At 47.7% G+C, this 21,040-nt stretch carries 17 protein-coding genes, 1 tRNA gene and 1 other RNA gene; 12 read left to right on the top strand and 7 right to left on the bottom strand.

Translation table 11 applies throughout. The features are described from left to right. The first annotated feature begins 64 nt into the window (after positions 1 to 64). Positions 65 to 157 (top strand) — tRNA-Ser (locus NB640_RS01600). A 273-nt stretch (positions 158 to 430) separates the two neighbouring features. On the opposite strand, the gene NB640_RS01595 is transcribed toward NB640_RS01600, so the two are convergent. Then, on the bottom strand, positions 431 to 1,156 hold the full coding sequence (locus NB640_RS01595) for an IS481 family transposase (protein WP_269310370.1): 726 nt from the start codon (positions 1,154 to 1,156) through the stop codon (positions 431 to 433). 250 nt (positions 1,157 to 1,406) lie between these two features. On the opposite strand from NB640_RS01595, the gene NB640_RS01590 reads away from it, so the two are divergent. The 7 genes from NB640_RS01590 (at position 1,407) to pflA (ending at position 9,159) form a co-directional block, all read left to right on the top strand. Beyond that, positions 1,407 to 1,721 (top strand): transcriptional regulator, encoded by a 315-nt coding sequence (locus NB640_RS01590; RefSeq protein ID WP_269309397.1) that lies wholly within the window; start codon positions 1,407 to 1,409, stop codon positions 1,719 to 1,721. After that, positions 1,714 to 2,001 carry a NadS family protein gene (nadS, locus tag NB640_RS01585; protein ID WP_269309396.1) on the top strand — a complete coding sequence of 96 codons (288 nt, stop codon included), beginning with the start codon at positions 1,714 to 1,716 and terminating at the stop codon, positions 1,999 to 2,001. The genes NB640_RS01590 and nadS overlap by 8 nt, the downstream gene beginning before the upstream one ends. A gap of 64 nt (positions 2,002 to 2,065) precedes the next feature. After that, complete coding sequence (locus NB640_RS01580; RefSeq protein ID WP_269309395.1) at positions 2,066 to 2,635, top strand: plasmid pRiA4b ORF-3 family protein; 570 nt, start codon at positions 2,066 to 2,068, stop codon at positions 2,633 to 2,635. Positions 2,636 to 2,752: 117 nt separating this feature from the next. Beyond that, complete coding sequence (locus NB640_RS01575; RefSeq protein WP_269309394.1) at positions 2,753 to 3,349, top strand: recombinase family protein; 597 nt, start codon at positions 2,753 to 2,755, stop codon at positions 3,347 to 3,349. Positions 3,350 to 4,100: 751 nt separating this feature from the next. Continuing rightward, entirely contained in the window at positions 4,101 to 5,186 is a 1,086-nt protein-coding gene (locus tag NB640_RS01570) for a hypothetical protein (protein WP_269309393.1), read from the top strand. A 911-nt stretch (positions 5,187 to 6,097) separates the two neighbouring features. Next, a complete protein-coding gene (gene pflB, locus NB640_RS01565; protein WP_269309392.1) occupies positions 6,098 to 8,374 on the top strand; it encodes a formate C-acetyltransferase in 2,277 nt (758 codons plus the stop codon). After that, a complete protein-coding gene (gene pflA / locus NB640_RS01560; RefSeq protein ID WP_269309391.1) occupies positions 8,371 to 9,159 on the top strand; it encodes a pyruvate formate-lyase-activating protein in 789 nt (262 codons plus the stop codon). The genes pflB and pflA overlap by 4 nt, the downstream gene beginning before the upstream one ends. 13 nt (positions 9,160 to 9,172) lie before the next feature. Here the strand turns inward: pflA and NB640_RS01555 are convergent, their stop codons facing one another. Continuing rightward, a complete protein-coding gene (locus NB640_RS01555; protein WP_269309390.1) occupies positions 9,173 to 9,523 on the bottom strand; it encodes a hypothetical protein in 351 nt (116 codons plus the stop codon). A gap of 64 nt (positions 9,524 to 9,587) precedes the next feature. On the opposite strand from NB640_RS01555, the gene NB640_RS01550 reads away from it, so the two are divergent. After that, positions 9,588 to 10,562, top strand: a complete 975-nt coding sequence (locus NB640_RS01550) for an SEL1-like repeat protein (protein ID WP_269309389.1) — start codon at positions 9,588 to 9,590, stop codon at positions 10,560 to 10,562. Between the two features lie 199 nt (positions 10,563 to 10,761). Here the strand turns inward: NB640_RS01550 and NB640_RS01545 are convergent, their stop codons facing one another. The 3 genes from NB640_RS01545 to NB640_RS01535 all read right to left on the bottom strand — a co-directional run bounded on the left by NB640_RS01545 (position 10,762) and on the right by NB640_RS01535 (position 12,227). Beyond that, positions 10,762 to 11,463 carry a phosphoribosylaminoimidazolesuccinocarboxamide synthase gene (locus NB640_RS01545; protein WP_269309388.1) on the bottom strand — a complete coding sequence of 234 codons (702 nt, stop codon included), beginning with the start codon at positions 11,461 to 11,463 and terminating at the stop codon, positions 10,762 to 10,764. A 114-nt stretch (positions 11,464 to 11,577) separates the two neighbouring features. Then, positions 11,578 to 11,832: a hypothetical protein gene (locus NB640_RS01540; protein WP_269309387.1), complete on the bottom strand. Its 255-nt coding sequence runs from the start codon at positions 11,830 to 11,832 to the stop codon at positions 11,578 to 11,580. 2 nt (positions 11,833 to 11,834) lie between these two features. Next, positions 11,835 to 12,227: a pyridoxamine 5'-phosphate oxidase family protein gene (locus NB640_RS01535; protein WP_269309386.1), complete on the bottom strand. Its 393-nt coding sequence runs from the start codon at positions 12,225 to 12,227 to the stop codon at positions 11,835 to 11,837. 201 nt (positions 12,228 to 12,428) lie between these two features. Between NB640_RS01535 and NB640_RS01530 the strand changes: the two genes are divergently transcribed. Next, positions 12,429 to 13,880, top strand: coding sequence for an NAD-dependent succinate-semialdehyde dehydrogenase (locus tag NB640_RS01530; RefSeq protein WP_269309385.1), 1,452 nt, complete (start codon positions 12,429 to 12,431; stop codon positions 13,878 to 13,880). A 13-nt stretch (positions 13,881 to 13,893) separates the two neighbouring features. On the opposite strand, the gene NB640_RS01525 is transcribed toward NB640_RS01530, so the two are convergent. Further along, positions 13,894 to 14,568, bottom strand: a complete 675-nt coding sequence (locus NB640_RS01525) for a hypothetical protein (RefSeq protein WP_269309384.1) — start codon at positions 14,566 to 14,568, stop codon at positions 13,894 to 13,896. A gap of 238 nt (positions 14,569 to 14,806) precedes the next feature. On the opposite strand from NB640_RS01525, the gene ssrA reads away from it, so the two are divergent. Continuing rightward, positions 14,807 to 15,166: a transfer-messenger RNA gene (ssrA, locus tag NB640_RS01520) on the top strand. 163 nt (positions 15,167 to 15,329) lie between these two features. Beyond that, the gene (locus NB640_RS01515) at positions 15,330 to 16,529 is read left to right on the top strand and encodes a tyrosine-type recombinase/integrase (protein WP_269309383.1); all 1,200 of its coding nucleotides are present in this window, start codon (positions 15,330 to 15,332) and stop codon (positions 16,527 to 16,529) included. Positions 16,530 to 16,620: 91 nt separating this feature from the next. Here NB640_RS01515 and NB640_RS01510 read toward each other — a convergent pair whose 3' ends face one another. Then, the gene (locus NB640_RS01510) at positions 16,621 to 20,967 is read right to left on the bottom strand and encodes an ATP-binding protein (protein ID WP_269309382.1); all 4,347 of its coding nucleotides are present in this window, start codon (positions 20,965 to 20,967) and stop codon (positions 16,621 to 16,623) included. Positions 20,968 to 21,040 lie beyond the last annotated feature (73 nt).

The raw sequence follows: 21,040 nt of genomic DNA, 5'->3' as shown, positions 1-21,040 counted from the left end.
AGATTGACCTGAGAGTGGCAAGAAGCTATCATCCCATTCTCACGAGAAAAATAGTGTATGGCGAGGAGATGTGGCCGAGTGGTCGAAGGCACTCCCCTGCTAAGGGAGCATACGGGCAAAACCTGTATCGAGGGTTCGAATCCCTCCATCTCCGCCAAGGATACGTCTTTCAAAGTCCACGGAAGTCTATGAAACCCGCTAAAACACTACGTTTAGCGGGTTTTTTAGTCCCTGAATGTCTCTCATCGTCCATTGACATCCGGTAATTATAGGGGCATTATTCTGCTAAAAATGCCCCAATGAAAATTTCGATGCCCCAAAAATGGAGGTGCAGATGGCGTGAATTGTGAAACCACTGACAGCAATTCAGGTGAAAAATGCAAATCCCAGGGAAAAAACGTACCGGCTTTTTGATGGCGGTGGGCTGTACCTAGCTGTTAAGTTCCAATACGTTATTCCCATTTACGGATAGCCATTTAGCTGGAGAGATTCTTCCGAGAGCTGAGAGAGATCGGATGCTGTTATACCCGTTGATCCACAAAGCCAGGGCAGCCGTTCTCTCATGAGAATGAGTATACACCCTGGCATACGCCCATTCATTCATGGCAGTGCGGATAAAGCGCTCTGCCTTTCCATTGGTCTGCGGCCTATAAGGTCTGGTTCGCCTGTGCTTGATACCAAGTTCAGCGCAGGCATCACGCCAGGCAAAAGATTGATAGCAGGCACCATTGTCAGTCAGAACCCGCTCTACCCGGATGCCAAGACGCTGGTAATAAGCAACGGCCTGACGTAAGAATAAAACAGCCGATTGCTTTTTCTCATTGGGCAAGATGGCTGTAAAAGCCATGCGCGAGGCATTGTCCACACAAACATGCAGATACTCCCAACCTGCATGGCGCGGCTTGGCAGCCTGCCTGCCCAGGATGCGGTGTCCAACGCCATCAATCCTGCCCAGCTTCTTGATGTCGATATGAAGCATCTGGCCGGGCCTGTCCCACTGATAACGGACAACCGGCTCTTTGGGGGTTAATGCATGAAGCCGCGACAAGCCCTGACGCTTCAGGACTCGAAATACGCTGCTTCTGCATAGACCGAGGCGGTGTGAAATCATATCTCCTGTCAGACGCTTTTGACGCAAGGCGAGAATCCGCTGAATGTCCTGTATATCCCACCCGCAGAGGCTGAAGAACGGTATTATCAGGAGCAGGCAACAACATTATCGTTGTGCCTTAACTTTAACAACATTCCCTCCACGAAACACGGGGGGATTCATCCTGAAGATAGAGCGATACCATATTCTGGAGCACTACACAGTATGCTTTCTGCTATGACATGCCAAATGAAAAGCAACTGATAAAGCAAGAAACATTCACAAACTATACTACAATGTGGTACAATAGCGAAAAATGTATACAGTTAGCGAAACGGGAATTTTTCAGCGGTATGCTGATGAGATATGGGCGGAAGATGAGCGTCTGGGGTTCATTCACTGGATAGCTCAGAATCCGTTTGCTGGAGATGTTATACCGGGTGCACAGGGCATCCGTAAGGTAAGGTGGAAGAGTAGTGGAAGGGGAAAGCGAGGGGGAGCCAGAGTCATTTATTACAACATGCTCGATGATGGGCATATCTGGCTTTTGATCGTATATACCAAGGCCAAGTTTGATAACCTGGATAATGCCACGCTCTTGAAACTGAAGGAGGCGATGAAAGATGGATGAGGAAATGAAACAGTTCAGTGAAGACCTGCTTGAGTCAGTTCGTCAGATGAAGCAAGGTAAGGCTGCTCGTAAAACGGCTGTATCTGTTTCTGACATAGCAGCGGTCCGGAATAAGTCCAAACTGTCACAGGCAGAGTTTGCCAAGCTGATGGGGGTTTCTGTTCGTACTTTTCAGGCATGGGAGCAAGGGAAGCGCAGTCCCTCCGGAGCAGCAGTAACCCTGCTTCGTGTGGCAGAAGCGCATCCAAGGCTTCTAAAGGAGTTGGTTAGTTCCAATTGAGTTAGCCAGAATACCTATCTCTGTCTGTGAGAAAGGATCACAGCCTTTTGGTGAGGACGCCATAATGAACAATCCCTTGTGTCCCTTCAAGATAGAACTGAATGAAATTACCCCTGCTATATGGCGGCGTTTCTTTGTTCCTGCTGACCTGACTTTGGAGACACTTCATACAATTATTCAAATAGTTATGGGATGGGAAAACTACCATCTTTATGAATTTGTGATCTCAGGGAAATGCTACATTCCAGAATCTGAAAATACAAAAGACTTGGAACCCTCTCACCACCAATTAATCTCTCTTGATCTAAAAAAGGGACAATCCTTTTCATACGTATATGATTTTGGTGATAACTGGCGCCATACGATTACGTTAGAAAACGACACTTACAAACCAGACAGGCGGACAACCCGTTTAATCAAATGCCTGGAGGGGGCCGAGGCTTGTCCACCGGAAGACTGTGGAGGTCCTCTAGGGTATATGGATTTCTATGAAGCGATGATAGCTCCCAAGAACAAGCACCATTTTGAAGTGCGAGAATGGCACCTTGAGCAAGTGGGCATATCATTTGACGGCAACAAATTTGATCAAAAGCAGATAAATCGACAACTACAAAAAATTCGTGTATATCAATAGGGCAGGGTTATGTGATTGCCTTGTGGAGACCAAGATTATGCTATCAATAGAATTGATTTTTATTTTTTGATATGATAATATCATAGGGTCCTAAATTCTATTGAAAGGAGTCTGGGCATGTTAATTGGTTATGCAAGAACTTCTACACTTGACCAAGTTGCCGGGTTCGATGCTCAAATAGCAGAATTCACAGCACTTAGGTGTGACCGTATCTACAAGGAACAGGCTTCGTCTGTCGGTGAGCGTAAAGAACTTGAGGAGGCTCTGGATTACACAAGGGAGGGTGATACCTTTGTTGTGACGAAGCTGGACAGGCTTGCCAGAAACACACAGCATCTACTTGAGATCACTCAGCGGCTGGAGGGCAAGGGAGTGTCCCTTAGGGTTCTCAATCTTGGCCTGGACACATCAACCCCCACAGGGAAGCTCATGCTGACCATGCTGGGAGCCATCAACCAGTTTGAACGGGAGATGATGCTGGAGAGGCAAAGAGAAGGGATCGCCAAGGCTAAAGCTGAAGGGAAGTACAAGGGACGAAAGCCAACAGCTAAAGCGAGGAAGGATGAAGTGCTTGGCCTCATCAATCAGGGCATGACCAAAGAAGCTATCGCCACTCAGCTTGGTATTGGAATAGCCAGTGTTTACCGTATCCAGAAGGAAGCCAGGGGAGCCCTTGGTCGAATCTGTGGGGATTCGTGTTCCGACCATATATGAAATAGCCCTGATTCATTGACTAGGTTAACGCTAGGGCCTTTGATTTGTAAGGCTTTTTTATCCAGGGGCTTTATTGAATAAAGGTCTTGTTTTAGGGCTTCATCCTTGTGCGTCAAATTGACGCTCTCACTCATAGTGGGTGAAAGGGCGTAATCGCATTTTACAAAAGTACCCCAAAGCGTGAGCCAAAACCATTGACATTCAAATTGAGGGGCAATGACATTTCAGTAGGGAATCTATCTACATGTAGCGAATGCATGCGTTAGTTTTGAAGGTTTCCTGAGACACTCAAGCGGAGGGCCTCGACTGGATCCATTGCCAATACTTGCGAGAGATTCCTCTCCTACACCCATCCATTCAGACAAGATTACAGCTCCGTGGCGAGACTTTCTTTTTATTGTGCTGGATACGAGGCCAAGAAAGATTTTAAGCCCTCAGAAGTCCTCTTTTAGAATGTCAAAGACTCCTTTGGTTTTCTGGGATATTGAAGGGGTACCGGGGGGTATCTTCAAAAGTCTATTATCGAGATACCATCTCAGATTTTTGTAGCAAATTATTTTGAAAAGACCATGCTGTGAAGATCATAGTCACATTGCTTTTTGCTACTTCCTCTTTATTTCTCTTAAACCCATCTCACGCTTATCCGGAACATGGGGTAGATGAGTTGCGTTCAGGTTGCTGCTCTCTAAAGAAAACCCGTATTACGCCGATATAGTAATAAAAACAAGCGTTTACTTTAAAGAGGTTTCTTATGATGACCGATGTGCGGTCAGGCCTTGCGTCGTTGCTTCAGCAAGGCGGTAATGCCAGAGACAAATTCAACAGCAAGCCCAAAAATCTCCGGGAAAGCGGTGCGCCTGCATTTGACAAAACAAAGGACTCGGCAGGAAAGCAGGGCGTTATCGGTTCATCCAAGGCGGCCGTGGGTAATATCAATAACATGAAATCCATGGCGACAAATGCCCGCAAGATGGCAGCAAGCATGAGAATTGAAATGTTAAAGCAGCGCATTGAGGGGCTGCAGAGAATGGCTGGAACCGTCAAAATCTCGCCGCGGGAAATTGCACGTCTGGCCAGGGAGTTAAAAGATGCGATAGCCCAGTATCGCAGTGCTGGCGGCGAAGGTCAGCGTGCTTCTGCAGCGCCTGCTGCTGCCGGCGCACCGGCACAGCAGACCGATACAGGGGAGGCTGAAGCAGGCAGTGCCATTGATATTGCCGATAATCCCGTGGAAGCTTCTGTTACGGCCAGTGTTGATGCAAGTATGGCTGACGCTGCTGCCGTTGCCGCTGCCACGACCAGCATGGTCGCGGCAGATGAAACTGTCCAGCAGGTTGAGGAAACGCCTGTTGATGGTAACGCTTCTGCCAGTGCTGATCCTTCCGTTGCTGCACAGCCAGGTCAGGCAGCGAATCCTGACGAGCAACAACAAGCGGACAAAACCAGCCCCAGCCCATCCCCTTTGGCCAAGAAGCTTTCTGCCTATCAAAAGAACGATCCGGATGCTGATTTTATGGCCAAAGCAAAGCAGCTGGCAGACAAGATCAGGGCGCTGATGCGGCAGGTCAAAGCGCAGGACAAGGCTGACAAGGAAGAAATCAGGAAGGCAAAAAGAGATCTTGACGAAGTGGAAAAAGCCATTGCTGAATCACAAAAGACATCTGGAGCCGGGAACATGACTGCGCTGAAAGGGGTTGTTGCAGAAGTTGCCGACGACTTACAGTTGGTAGTAGAAAGTGTAAACATGGCATCGATGAGCAGCGATTCAGCACTTTATGATGCCTCTGGCGCAAATTCCAGCTTTGATACGGGTTCTCATATTTCACTGAGCGTTTGACCAGACACAACGGCTGCCTGCCCGCGAAGTCAGCTGCCCTCAACGCTGTCGTGGTTTTTGCAGCGTGAGCAATCTGGAATAAGATGGAGCGGTGTTTTTCTGTTTGCTTTTTTCCAGCGGCTGAAAATGGTGCGGCAAACGTCCAGGGTATGGCACATCGGCCATAGATAATCTGATTATTGCGGCAAGCATATCAATGCGAGGTATCGCTCGATTTCAGGCAGTAAAAGGTGCATATGTATCCATTCCTGCCTGCAGCAGATTTATGATCTTATTTTGAGTCAGTAAGGAATAATTTCCAGACACTTGGCGGCTTTTAGGGGTAACCATATAATGTTCACCTTTTCGTCTCATGGCCTCTACGAACATTCCCATCATTCTTGCAAAGCAAAACCCCGCATGAAATCATCAGGATATGCTGGTTTTCTTTGATGTTTCGAGATGAAACAACTACCCGCTTGCCGACTTCTTGCGTGCTCTGCAGAAAGGAAAAAAACCTGTTATAGTAACAGTACAAGTTTATTTTCACAAGGCAATTCTCTTGATTTTTGTCAATTTTTTGAAAATTTGTTTGCTCGACGCCAAAAAGGTGAGGTATAATTCAACCATACCGTTATGGTGTTTTTGAAAACATCGTTGCGAGCAATAATTCGCAGCGGCTGTTTCGGCCTGACAATACCCAGCACAGGCTTTCAACGAGCACTCAAATAAAATATTAACCTTGTGTTTTAGAAAACTTTGTCACGAGCACAATCAATCGTGGCGCTATGTTCAGTACCCAGAACAGGTTTTCGACGGGCACAGAAATTAATCGCGTTCTTTTTGAAAACATTGTTGTGTGCACATCAATCGCAACATTGTGCTTTATACACGGAGCAGATTTTCAGAAAATGCTTTAAAAGGTGAAGAAAATGAGAAATCCACGTTTAGCAGAATCAACTGCAACCTCAACCGGCCTTGATGCATGGCGCGGTTTTAAAGGCCAGGAATGGCGTGATCACGTCGCGACTCGCGATTTTATCGCGTTAAACCGTACAGAATATACCGGTAACGAGGAATTCCTCGTTGAACCGACCGAGCGCACCAAAAAAGTCTGGGCTGCAGTGCAGGAACTGCAAAAGGCTGAGCGTGAAAACGGTGGTGTTCTCGCGGTTTCTTCCGATGTCGGCTCCGCAATTCTGGCACATGCCCCTGGTTATATCGACCAGGAAAATGAAATCTGTGTTGGTCTCCAGACAGATGCTCCGCTCAAGCGCAGTATCCATCCAAACGGCGGTCTGCGTATGGTTGAGATGGGCCTGGAAGAGTATGGTTTCCCGGCACTGGACGAGAAGATCGTCGATATCTATACCCACTATCGCAAAACCCACAACCAGGGCGTTTTCGATGTCTATGACCCGGAAATCATGGCTTGCCGGCGCAGTGGTGTTATCACCGGTCTGCCGGATGCTTATGGTCGTGGCCGGATCATTGGTGATTATCGTCGTGTTGCGCTTTATGGTACCGACTTCCTGATCGCTGACAAAAAGCGTGAAAAAGCGGATAGCGATTGCAAGCCGTTTTCCGAAGACATCATTCGCATCCGCGAAGAACTGTCCGAGCAGATCAGGGCGCTCAAAGAGCTGACCGAAATGGCAAAAGGCTATGGTTTCGATATCAGCAAGCCAGCTGCTACAGGGCTTGAAGCGGCACAGTGGACCTACTTCGGTTTTATTGCCTCAGCCAAAGAAGCCAACGGTGCTGCTACCGGTATCGGCCGTATCACCGCTTTCCTGGACATCTACATCCAGCGTGATCTGGACGAAGGCCGTATCACTGAAGCTGAAGCACAGGAAATCATCGACCAGCTCGTTATCAAGTGCCGTATCCTGCGCTACCTGCGTACGCTGGACTTCGACGCACTCTTCAGTGGCGATCCTACCTGGGTAACCATTGCATTTGCCGGTATGTGCCTTGATGGCCGTTCCATGGTTACCAAGACAGACTTCCGTCTGCTGCATACCTTGGATAACCTCGGTACTTCTCCAGAGCCAAACCTGACCATTCTCTGGTCAGACAAGCTGCCGGAAGGCTTTAAGCATTATGCAACCCGTATGTCCATCCAGACTTCGGCTATCCAGTTCGAAAATGACGAGCTGTTGCGCAATGCCTGGGGCGACGACTGCTGTATCGGCTGCTGCGTTTCTCCGCAAGCCCAGGGCAAGCAGATGCAATATTTCGGTGCACGCGCCAACCTCGCCAAAACGCTGCTTTACGCGATCAATGGCGGTGTAGACGAGCTCTCCGGTGAGACCGTTGCACATGGTTTTGAGCCGGTCACCAGCGAATATCTCGACTATGATGAGGTTTTCGAGAAATTCGAGAAAATGGAAACCTGGCTGTGCGAAACCTATGTTCGTGCCATGAATGCGATCCACTACATGCATGACAAGTATGCTTATGAGCGTCTGATGATGGCCCTGCATGACCGTGATGTTCTCCGCACGATGGCGTTCGGTCTGGCTGGCGTTTCGCTGGTTGCTGACAGCCTCTCTGCGATGAAATACGCCAAGGTCAAGGTTATCCGTAACGAAAAAGGCATTGCTGTTGATTATGAGGTTGAAGGTGATTTCCCGAAATTTGGTAACAACGACGACCGTGTTGACCAGATGGCAGCGAAACTCACCGAGAGCTTCATGAACAAGCTGCGCTCACAGGCAATTTATCGCAACGCTGTTCCGACCCAGTCGATCCTGACGATCACCAGTAACGTTGTTTACGGTAACAAGACAGGTAACACCCCTTGCGGTCGCAAGAAAGGTGAGCCGTTCCCGCCGGGAGCAAACCCATGCAGCGGACGTGATACCAAAGGCTTCATCGCTGCTGGTGCATCACTTTCCAAGCTGCCGTATGAGCACAACCAGGATGGTATTTCCTGGACAGCCAACCTGACCCAGCAGGCTTTGGGTAAAGAGGCTGGTGAGCAGGTTGTTAACCTGTCCAACTGTCTTGACGGCTTCTGCTCGGCAGGCGGTTACCATATCAACGTTAACGTTCTTGACCGCGATATGCTGATTGACGCAATGGAGAACCCAGCGAACTATCCTGAGCTCACCATCCGTGTTAGTGGTTATGCTGTTAACTTCACGCGTCTGACACGTGAACAGCAGCTTGACGTTATTAACCGTACCTTCCACAAGGTTGCGTGACAGTAATACCTATTGCTGAAGAAAAAACCCTCCCGCCTCAGGCGGGAGGGGATCAACCGGGTGGCTATGTCCACTCCGTTGAACCCAGTGCTGCGGTAGACGGACCAGGTATGCGCTTTGCGCTGTTTGTGTCTGGTTGCCAAATGCGCTGTCTTTATTGCCATAATCCCGATACCTGGGACCGCAAAAGCGGTGAATGGCGCTCTGTCGATGATGTGGTTGCTGAAATCGGCAGATATGCTCCCTTTCTCAAATTTGCCGGTGGGCTGACCATCAGCGGCGGCGAGCCGCTTGTTCAGGCAGATTTTGTCCACGAGATCATGCGCCGCTGCAAGGAAGAATACGGCCTGCATACGGCTCTTGATACCAATGGCCTGCTTGCCAAGAATTTTTCCGATGAGTGGTTTGATGTCGTTGACATGATTTTGCTGGATATCAAGCAGATGAATCCTGAAAAGCACCGCCAGTTGACCTCAACACCCCTTACTCAGGTGCTGGAATTTGCCAGGCGGCTTGAGCGTATGGGTAAGCCGATGTGGGTGCGCTATGTCCTGGTGCCCGGATACACGGATGATCCGGAAGATGTGGAAAAACTGGGTGAATTTGTTTCTACGCTGAAAAATGTTGAACGGGTTGAAATTCTGCCATTTCACAAGATGGGGGAATACAAATGGCAGGAGCTTGGCCTGAAATATGAATTGACGGATACGCCTGCGCCTTCCATGGAAACTGTCGAGCGCGTTAAACACCAGCTTGAAGCGTATGGCCTGAAGGTCGTCGTCTGATATCGTACCCCGCTTATTCCTTTTCCTCACATAGCTTCTGCAGGCGCAACAGATCCTGAAAGACTTCGTTTGGGTCGTTGCCCGGGAAGGTGGTGGACAGCGCCTTTATTTTTTCCCGATCGGTATGTTTTTTCAGGATAAAGGTTGCTGTCGTAATGACGGTATTGCCCCTTGACTCTTCATTTGAAATGCCAAATGCCCGCTCATCAAGTCTGAGTTGAAACGGAATAACCACACGTTTGTACTTCTCGAAAAAGGTTTTTGGTGTCATATTATGGAGTATAAATCCGGCACCGGAATGCGGGAAGCTGATATGCTTGAGCGCATGATTTTTTGACAATATCAGGATAAAATCCGGTAGCATGTGTCACATCTATGGACTCTGAAAATCCACTTCAGGTCTTTTTCATCACGCCACGAGTTATGACATGAAGAAAAAATTTCTGCCTCTTTTTCTGAGTTTGCTGGTTTCTGTTTCTGTTTGTGCTGAGGATCTTGCCACGGGACTTAAACATTACAAACAGGAGGAATTCAAGGAAGCCCTGGAGTACTTCAATAATCCGGAATTTCAGGATAATCCGCTGGTACAGTTTAACCTCGGCGAAATGTACCTGAAAGGGTATGGGGTGGAAAAAGACTGTACAAAAGCGCTGGGCTCGTATCAGAAAGCTGCGGCACAAAGGCATGTCGCCGCAGAATTTGCCCTTGCGGGGCTCTATCGTAATGGTGAATGTGTCCAGAGGGATACGGATAAGGCGATTTCCTGGTATGAAAAAGCCGGCAAGGACGGTCATGCGGCCGCCTATACAAAGATCGGCGTTATTTACATGACAGGGGATGATGATGTGGTGAAGGATAGCCGCGAAGCGGCACGCTGGTTCCAGAAATCAGCAGATATGGGCGACCCTGAAGCGCAATGCCATCTGGGTACTTTCTACATGAAGGGGCTGGGTGTCCGGAAAAATTACGAAAAGGCACGTGAGTGGCTTGAAAAGGGGGCTGTGAAGAAAAATGCCTGTTCCATGTCCCATCTGGCAGTGATATATGGGGAAGGCCTGGGGACTTCGACTGACCTTGAAAAAGCGATCAAGCTGGTAAAAGAAGCGGCAGAGCTGGGATATCCCGCAGCCCAGTATAATCTGGGGAGGGCTTATGAGCTTGGCGAAGGCCTGGCGGAAAGTCCTGAAGATGCATATAAATGGTACGAGGAAGCAGCGAGAAACGGCAGTATCCGCTCTATGGAGCGGCTTGCCGAAATCCATATTTTCGGCCAACTGGGACAATCCAAGAATCAGGTAAAGGGGCGCGAATGGCAAAAACGGGCAGATGAAACCCGTGTACAGCTCAGGTTGCCAAAACCGAGTATTGCAAGCCGCGGTATCAGTCGTATGCTGGAGGATTAACAGCGGTAACACACGTCACTTTACTGATAAAGATCAAAGCGGGCAACTTGCTGTCGTTTTATGATGAAAACGCTGATAAAGTGATGTGGCATTCCTTCACCGTGCACAAATTTTAAAGACCCGCTAGATGCGGGTCTTTTTTGGGGAAATCATCAGTACAGCAAAAATATCCGCAGAAGGATGCGGATGTCAGGATGGTTTATGCGCGAAAGCAGGCGGAAAGTTCCTGGCCCACGATGCGGTTGCCTTTCATGTCAAAGGCGCGACAGCCATTGGCACTGACTTCATCAATGAGCATCAGCTTGCCCGTTTCCGCGTCTTTACCCCATTCAATCTTGATATCCCACAGATCCAGCCCTTTTTCCAGGTAAAAGTCACGCAGCAGCGACATGGTTTTGGTGTTCAGCGCGATCAGTTCGTCCAGTTGGTCTCTGGGGATCATGTTGAGTGCGACGATGGAATCCGGCACGATCATCGGATCGCCACCTTCGTCGTCCTTGATGGTGATTTCGTGTACGGGTGTCGGCAATACCATGCCCTCTGACACGCCCGGAATATTGTGATACCGGCGGACAAAGCTGCCGGTGCCTCTCCAGCGGCATACCCATTCCAGGCCCGGCTTGAAGGTTTCTGCCTTGCGGGCCACCATGGAGAGATTGTCAAGATCATACGACACCATGTGGGTCGGGATACCGTTTTTGGCCAGATAATCAAAGATGGCGGTCGTCATCGAAAGGCAGGCGAAACCCTGGCCATCCAGCAGCACCTCGGAAACATTGTTGCCGCCCGGATCAATTTCTCCCGCATCGTTCAAGGTGACCCTGTCTGTAAATTTGAGTTCAATCGTATGGTCGCCGTGGCTGTATACATCTTTGGTTTTTCCGCGGTGCAAGAGAGACATTGTGTTGATTCCTTCCTTTTTTGAAATGAAGCCAGGCAGCCGATAAAACATCTGCTGCGCGAGGGCTCCATTTTATGACGATCCTGCCGGATTGAAAACCGGTTTTCAGGAGGATTACAGGCTGTTGTATTTCTCCAGAAGCATGTCAGCCGCCTGCTGAGGCGGTATTTTCCGGTTGAAACAATTCACCAGGATTTTTCCCGATTCTGTCGGGGTGAGTTTTTCCAGGAGTTCTTTGGACGGTATACCCTTTTCCTGCAGCGCTGCCATCACCGCCTGAAAGTAGCCCTGTTTTTGCTTCCTGTTTCTGTTGATATAAAAATACAGAACAATGAAGACTATAAGTATCGCCCAGAGATAACCGTTCATCTTTATATCTCTTCTGTGGCGGTAACACCGGCATACGAATCAAATGCCGCAGTGCCCCTGGTGAAATACAGGACCTCAAAGATGCCGTCAGTGGGGGAATACATGTTTTTGAGGAAAGGCGCATCTTCCAGCACCGCAGCACGGGCAGCCTCGCTGTTGTCAACAGCCACTTCACCTGAAAGGCGAATCCATTCTTCACCGGCAACAGCTGTTATTTCGACTTTGGGATTACGCTTCATCTGCATGAAACAGGCCTTGTTGTTGGCAGTGCAGATATAAAGTTTGTCCTGGTATGCCGTAGCAACACCAAAAGGACGCACACGCGGCTGGTCTCCATCGATAGTGGCAATATAAAAGGTACCGGCTTTTTTGAGGAATTCGATTGTTTTTTGCATGATATAACCTCCGCAATCAGATGAGACAGGCGACTCATCCCATGATAACGGTTAAACCCGGTTTCGTGCGGGGAATATGCGCCGGGCCATTGATTTTTCCCTGGGTATGAAGACCGATCAAACCAGAACAGGATGCCGTTTGCATTCCGGCTGGCGCTGGATTAGGATAAGCTGAAACATCACATTGAAGGGAGGAAAGCCATGTCTTTACTCAATAAGGAACTGCTTCGCGAAGCCTGCTATATTGGTGGGAAATGGATTACCACACCAAAAACGGTAACGATCACCAATCCTGCTACAGGAGAGGTGTTGGGGCAGGTGCCGGACTGCGGCAGGAAAGAAGCGGCACAGGCGATTGAGGCGGCCAATGCCGCATGGGCTGGCTGGCGTAGTATGCCTTCTGTTGAGCGTGCAAATATCCTGAATCGCTGGGCAGACCTGATCCTGAAAAATGAGGATGAGCTTGCACGCATACTCACGTTGGAGCAGGGCAAGCCGCTGGCCGAATCCAAAGGGGAAATCGCAGTAGGCGCAAGCTATATCCGCTGGAATGCGGAAGAGGGCAGACGGGCATATGGAGAAACGATCCCCACCGGCATGAAAGGCAGGCGTACCATCACCATCCGCCAGCCGATAGGGGTTGCGGTGGCAATCACTCCCTGGAATTTCCCCAATTCGATGATCACCCGGAAGGTATCGCCAGCCCTTGCTGCCGGCTGTCCGATCGTGATCAAGCCGTCACCCGAGACGCCTTTTTCGGCAATAGCGCTGGCGGTACTGGCGGAAAAAGCCGGTATGCCCAAGGGCGTGTTCAGCGTGATCACCGGCAATGCCCAAGAGATAGGGGCAGAATTTACCCAAAATCCCACTGTACGTGCGCTCAGCTTTACCGGCTCTACCGCTGTCGGCAAGATGCTGATGCGTGAATGTGCCGATACCCTCAAAAAAGTGTCTCTGGAGTTGGGCGGCAATGCGCCTTTCATCGTATTTGATGATGCAGATATCGGACGGGCTGCGAAAGGTGCGCTGATTTGCAAATTCCGCAATGCAGGGCAGACCTGCATCTGTGCCAACCGTATTTTTGTGCAGGAAGGCATTCATGACGCTTTTGTGGAGGAATTTACTCGGCTGGCACAGGCGATGAGAGTAGGTAACGGGCTGGACAGTGGCGTGACCCTGGGCCCGCTGATCAGGCAGGATGCACTTGAACATATGAAGATCCTGATGGCAGATGCCACGGCCAAAGGCGCAAAGGTGCTGTGCGGCGGCAAACCGCATAGCCTAGGGGGCACCTTTTTCGAGCCGACCGTCCTGACCAATGTCACCACCGATATGCGGGTCTTTACCGATGAAATATTCGGTCCGATTGCGCCTGTCATGCCTTTCAAAACGGAAGAGGAAGCGATAGCGCTGGCCAATGATACAAACTACGGACTGGCCGGCTATGTGTACAGCCGTGATATTGGCCGTGTCTGGCGGGTGGGCGAAGCGCTGGAATATGGCATGGTCGGTATCAATGACACAACGCTTGGCATCAGCGAGGCGCCTTTTGGGGGTATGAAAGAAAGCGGCAACGGCAGGGAAGGCGGTCGCTATGGCATTGACGAATTTTCCGAGGTCAAGTATTTGCTGCTGGGTGGTATCGACAAGTAAAACCGGTTTGTCATCAGGCGTTATTTTGGCTTTTGATGCGTTTCTGAATATGCCGTATCACATCCTTTTTCGTCTTGCCCCATGGTTCGGGCAGGTCGGGCTGTTTTTTCAGCAGATCAATGACCTTCTTATCTCCCGTGCCCCGAAAAGCATACAGACAGCAAGCCTGCAAAGTCGTATTGCCTGATGATGTGGCGGCGGTCAGAATAGTGGAAAGCGCCTGATTGCTTCTTTTGCAGTCTTTTTCATCCAGGCGGATGGTCTTGCCGAATGAGACAACCAGGTTAAATGTCGAGGTGAGCTTCTTCAGATATTCGGCCTGATAGGTTGTGGTGGCCGTGTCTTCAAGCAGATCGGCCAATACCTCGGCGCTTTCCTGGTTATTCAGCGTTTCCAGAACGGCCAGTGCCAGATGCGACAGATGGTCTCTTTTTCTTGCCATGGCGATGATAGCCGACAGCCCGTTTTCGCAATAGGCGCAGACAACATCTGCCCAGGCGACGAAAGGAATAATGAGCCGGTCATTAAGCCCTTGCCAGTCGGCATCGCGGGAAAGGTTCCTGAGGGGTTTCGCCAGAAGCGGAGAAGGCTTTTTAACAAGCGCCAGAAGATCTTCCATTTCCATTTCATTTTTTTCATCCAGCCTGCGAAGCCAGTTGATGGTCCTGATTGCCGTTTTTTCATCCATAGGGGTTATCCTCTCAAGCTGGTATCGATTTTCCCGTTTTTCATGGCTGTATCCAGTGCATGCAGCCGTCTGAAAAAGGATATCTGCGAGAGAAATGTCATGGCGATCAGTCTGCTTTATGCCGGTGAGGCCTCTAGCTTATCTCGATTGCCTGAGACTGGCAAACAGCAGGAAAACACGACTGTCGCAAGAGAAAAAAAGGGTTCAGTGGTATAATGAACATTCTGCAAAGAACACCGGGGGCGACTTGGATTCGACAGGGGTTGCAAAGCAGAACAGGGCATATCGAGTACTGGTTACCTCGTAAATCTATCCAGAAAAAAATAACTGCTAACGATAATAGTTACGCATTAGCCGCTTAATACCGGCTTTCCCTGCACCATCTTGTTCCTGGGGTGGGCTTTTCGGAGCAGCAGGGTCATATACAGGAAACCGCCTTAAGTCGGGTTACTTGGCTTGGGGTTAAACTTAAGGTAACTCATCCGATCGCAGCGTGTGCGTCCGCGTCGAAAGGATTAAATCAAATGACTGCACTAAGTATGTAGAACTGTCTGTAGAGTGCTTCTGGACGCGGGTTCGAAACCCGCCGCCTCCACCAGAACAACATCCGGAGACATCCGGTAAAGTACAAAAACCCGTATAAAACATAGTGTTTATGCGGGTTTTTTGTTTTTATTCGTTCGGTGACGTTTGTTGACATTCAGAATTATTGTTGGTATTTTTGTGGGTATGTGAATGGATGGGATTGTCTGGTACCAACAATGGTAAAAATCGAAAACAGAGATGTTGTATATCGCAGCGCAAAGCCTGGAGAGAAGGTCCGAAAAATTTCTGATGGCAAAGGAATGTATCTTCAGATCAATCCCGATGGATCAAAATATTGGCGCTTAGCATACCGTTTCGATGGTAAACAAAAACTGTTGGCTTTGGGTGTATACCCTGAAGTCTCACTTCAAAAAGCACGCGAAAAACGTGATGATGCTCGCGAATTGCTTTCAGAGGGCGTTGATCCTAGTGAAAACAAAAAAGCGCAGAAAGCGGCGAAGCAGGAACGGGCTGGCAACAGTTTTGAAGTTATTGCGCGAGAATGGTTTTCAAGGCAAAAGACAAACTGGGTTGATGCTCATGCGACACGGGTGATTAGTCGTTTACAGGCGGATGTTTTTCCCTGGATAGGTGATAAACCGGTTGCAGATTTGACTGCCCCGGATTATCTGAGTATTTTTCGTCGGATTGAGAATAGGGGTGCTCTGGAAACAGCGCATCGGGTCAGAAGTATTTGCGGGCAGGTACAGCGGTATGCAATTGCCACTGGTCGTGCGATAACGGATCCTACAGCTGCGTTAAAAGATGCTCTGCCACCAGTGAAGCCAACGCATTTTGCGGCACTCACCGAGCCGAAAGATGTTGCCGCATTGCTTTGCATGATTGATGGCTATGAAGGGACATTTACGGTGTCTTGCGCACTTAAGTTAGCCCCATTGGTTTTTGTGCGCCCAGGAGAGCTGAGAACCGCACAGTGGGAAGATATTGATCTCGATACCGCTGAGTGGCGTTTTACTGTTACGAAAACAAACACCCAGCACATTGTTCCACTATCTCGGCAGGCGGTTAAAATCCTGATTGAATTGCATGCTCTAACAGGGCGTAGCAGATATGTATTCCCTGGAGCTCGTACGAACGGACGGCCAATGAGTGATAACGCAATCAATGCCGCTTTCAGAAGAATGGGGATTGAGAAAGACAGAATGAGTGCTCATGGTTTTCGTGCCATGGCAAGAACGATTCTTGATGAAGTTTTGGGTGAGCGTGTTGATTTGATAGAGCATCAACTTGCTCATGCTGTTAGAGATCCTAATGGTCGTGCCTATAACCGGACTGCGCACTTGCCGGAGCGTCGTAAAATGATGCAGCGTTGGTCCGATTATCTGGATAAGCTAAAGAATGAGAAAAATTTTTGAATGATAAATTTTTGCTTGGTAAATTTTTTGAAATTAAGTTTGAGCAATAAAAAACCTTTCAGATTCAAAAAATACTTGAAGAAATTTTTAATCAAAGTACTTTTTTTTCTAGCCAAAGCACGTTCATCATGCCATCTCTACCAAGAGATGAGATGCCATGATAATCTGCCCAGGCTCGATTGGATTTATGTGGATTTCCAATGTCTAAAAAAGCTCGCCGTTCTCCTCGCAGATGCCAGATTAAGGAGTATCCAGAAGTATTTAATAGCGAGTTGAGTTTGTCTGTCCGTGCAAACAGAGTGTTTTCTTCATCAAAAATCCAACTGGTTAAGCCAAAAACAATGTCATTTTCATGGAGAATAATTCCTCTGTGCAAATCCATGGTTAATCCCCATTCTCGGAAAAGCCGCGGCCAGGGAAGTAAGGTAGGGCGATGTTCATCACGTTTGTCTGGATGACCGCATGAACCAACTAATGGCATCCATGGAATTGGGAGCCATCCATCTGCATAGCGATCTTTACCGAAGCTTCTATCAAAATCTCCTTTAAGATTCGGCCAGTCAATAATAGATGCATTCCAGTCCTGATCTGGATCCAGTCTACCCAAGCCTGCCAATTTTTCTTGTACAGGTTTACGATCAAGTTGCTTCAGTAGTCGACCCATATCGTCAGATCTGATGAGGACAGGCCAGATTTGCCACCAAATATCTGCAAGATATTCATATCCTTTTTCCCATTGCCCTGGCGCGAATTCACTTTTCCATATACTGTCTACTGCTACTCGTAACCATGGGCCTTCTCCCCACTCTTCAGGAAGGGTGGGAATTGTGTGCACAATGTCAGAGGGGCGTAGATCATGACTTGGCGACTCAATCCATCTTTTAATATCTTTTTCGTCAGGAAGAGGCCATGGAGATAAACTGCAAATTTTAGAAAACTGATCTGATCTGTGAGGTATAGCTTGACGCGTAATCGTATATAGCCATCGTGATGGATCATGTGTTTCAATATAGTAAATTTGGTGAGGGTTATCATATGGTTTTGTTTCATTGCCATATTTGGGAGTCATTTCATAATTATCAGCTAAGAATCCCAGCATTGTCTGCCAACTGATCCATTGATATTTTTTTCCTATACGCTCTGTGCGGCCTTCCTCTGAAATACGTCCATGATTGCTGACATACGGACCTTTATCAAATTCGTCAAAACGCTCGGCGGTCCAGCCAAGCTGGAGACAATTCCATACGACATAACGCGCGGCTAATGGAATATCAAAAATATCCAGCCGTTTTACTCTACCTATGTCATCACCCTCGTTATAAAAACGTGAGGGCTCATTTGAATTCACTAATGGAGTTGAAGAGAAGTTTTTTCCACCTGATGTCGCTCCCATGACATACCAATAGAAATCACCCATGAAGCAAGAGCGAATAATACTGCGAAATCCATTCGATTGATTTTTCTCCATCAAACTGTTTTTATCGGGAAGTTCTTCCAGTGAGAGGCTGCTTTGGTAGGGGGGACTCAGCAGATTTAGATCTGCTTTTGTAAATCCGTATTGTTCATGGGCTATTTTTACGATTTGCCGTGCATAGTGCCTGATCGTGAGATGACACCAGCGGGCATTGCCCTCCTGAAATTGACTTTCATAAACCAAGCGAGCAGCATGATAGGCTTCGTTAGGCGCGTTCCCGCCGCCAACGATTCCTTTTACGGCAAGAAGGACGCTCTCAAGCACATAGGCATCATCAACGCTCAGAAAATCGGGTAAAAATTTTTCAAGAATTTGTGGGCAGGCTGCCAAAAGTCTTGTTAAACCTCGCATAGCATGAAGACGAAGACCTCGCTGTGATGTTGCTGTTGTCCAGGTTAATAAGCGAGCCGCAGGCAAAGCCACATCAGCATTGACTCCGTCTAATATTGCTTTGGATGCCCAGATAACAAAAATTTTGAGAGTCGATGATTCATCAAACCAAAGTGGAGTAAGATGAATACTCCAAGCGGCATCTCGTTCAGCCATGCTGGGCATTTCTAAGAGCCAAGGATGAAGCAGATTTTCCATTGCAAATGGATGAGCAGGAATAAGAGCAAGGCGAATCAGCTCATCAAGCTCTGCCTCTTGGTGCAGGGTATGAGTTTTTTGCCATAGTTCCCAAAGTTCATTGGTTGGAAGACCAAATTCTTCCGGCCTGTTTCGCCATCGTATGCTATCTATAAATGCATCGCGTAACTCCCAATCCACTCTTTTGTCGCTAAGAGGATTCAAGGGTTCTATCGGAATAAGGATAGGCATTTCTGTCCCTATTTGTTGTGGCGCTGCCAGACATAAGGCCGCCAGCAGTCCCTGGCGATGATATGCGAGAGGGTGGTCAATATATTCGTTTGCAGCAAGAGGATAAAGAACGCCGTCTGTTGAGAGTGCTTTTAAAAGAGCCAATCGTTTTTCGTTAGGAGATGAAAGTTTCTCAAAAAGATGCCGAATTAAGCGGTCTATGAGGAAAGTATCTGATAAGCGTTCAAATCCAAACTCAATGATTTCCTCGTCTGCATCATCGATCCGATCTATCAACGCACCGGCCGAACACAAGTAGCCTATGACACCATCAAGTCCTGAGATTTTTTTGGCAATTTGATCTGCTTGATTTCGAGAAAGAGCGAAACGTCCCGTATCCAGCATTGTTTGAGTTAATCTGTTTAGCGTTCGGCGAATAGGAGTTGGACGAGATGGGTCATTTCGTTCCAGTTTTTCAACAGCATCATCTTCTAAGCGTGCAATCCAAGCTTCCCATACATCCAGCCAGGATGGGAGCCAGTGCGTAGTGTCTTTTTTACCTTGCAAGCTTTTAACCAAGAGCTGGACATAAAGAGGATTTCCTAGCTCACCGATTGGCGGAGCAACTGGTGCTTTAACATCATAATAGGCGCAGTATGCTAGCAAAGCATCTACCCCAATATTGGAAAAACCAGAATGCTGTAGTTCGGCCCAATTGGGGGTACCATTATGTGCTGGTAATACTATGGAAAGATAATCTGAACGAACACTCATTGCTAAAACGAGATGTGGTCGTACAAGAATTTCGCTAATCATGCCAGATAACTGGCTTTTCCAGCGACTTCTATTCGGTGTTTCATTCAGTGCGTCAAAAACCAGTAGAGCTCGTTTCCCTTTGCTGGCTGCAGTGTTTTCTAAATCATCCAAGAATTCTGTCAGCGTACCCTGATAATCTAACCTTTGAAGTATCGCAGGCCATAAATCTCCCGTATTTGATAATGTATGTCCCAAAATACCAACGGCAATGCCTCCATCTTCAAGTATGCGATGAATTTCATGAAGAAGGGTATGAGTTTTCCCTTGCCCTGCTGGTCCCGTCAGCAGCAAAATCCGCTTCTGATAAAAAGGAGCAAATTCTTTGATAAGCGTATATGTTTTTCGACTATCAAAAGCCAGCTGTTCTAGGCGATAGTATTCGTAATTTTCGGTATGGGTTTTCTTTTTTCCGTTGCTTGCGTCATCAATTTCCTTTAGGTATGCCCATGTAAAGATTTCCAATTCTTCAAGTGTATTAGCTATAAAATCTAAATCTAAAGATTTTTCCCAATAAGGGTCACCACGCAGATTTGTCGCAATAGCAGTCATTTTTGACCGGAATTTACTAAAAGTTTTTTCATCAGGGATTTTCTTCCAGACGCCAGCTAAAGCTCGATCAAACTCATGAATAGCATCTTGACGAGATAGCAACCAATCAAACACAGTGTCAATTTCTGTTTTTACATGAGCATCAGCTGTATAGCGTGGGCCGGCATCGCTGGTTAAACGAAGTGCCTGCCTTTTCATCCATTCGTCTAAAGGAAGACGAGAACCGGGGCGCCATTGACGAATAATGTGTTGTAGATGTTGGCGTAATTGCTCTTTAAATTCAGCTGTATTTGCAAATCTATTATAGGAACCTGTCCATGATTCATTTTCCTTAAAGGGAGAATTTGAAAAAAAATGCTGTAAATGCTGATACTGCTGAGCATCAGGATATTCAGCAGTATCAGCATCATTCAGTCGGTAGACAAGCAAATAAGGATAAAAAGTTCCACGGCGACGTGCATTCCATGCACGATGAAATTCATATTCGCTGCCGGAAAGAAAGGGAGAGCCATCTGGTTTTCGGTATTCTGTTTTTGGGAGAGGGGAGCCAAACCTATAGCGAAAAATTCCTACAAAAATTTCACAAGATTCTGGAACAGGCAGAAAAGCGTTTACGGATGTTTGTGGTGAGTAGTGCGCTTCAAGTGGAATTCCATAATTCCAGTCCCAGGCAATGACCTCAAGTTGTATAAAATTGCCAAAAACTGGATTTTGGTTCAACTCTTTGGCAAGTTCGTGAACAGAGGTTCTTTCATCTTTACAATCACCGGGCGAGGAGAGAAAAATGCGTATCGTTTTCATGTTACGTGTTTTAATATTTCTGCTTGTGCAATATAGAGGTATTTCTGTATATGATAAATTCCAAAATTGTCGT

Source organism: Oxalobacter vibrioformis (assembly GCF_027118995.1).
GTDB lineage: Bacteria > Pseudomonadota > Gammaproteobacteria > Burkholderiales > Burkholderiaceae_D > Oxalobacter > Oxalobacter vibrioformis.
The sequence above is the reverse complement of the archived record's forward strand: the minus strand, read 5'-3'. Positions and strand labels throughout refer to the sequence as shown.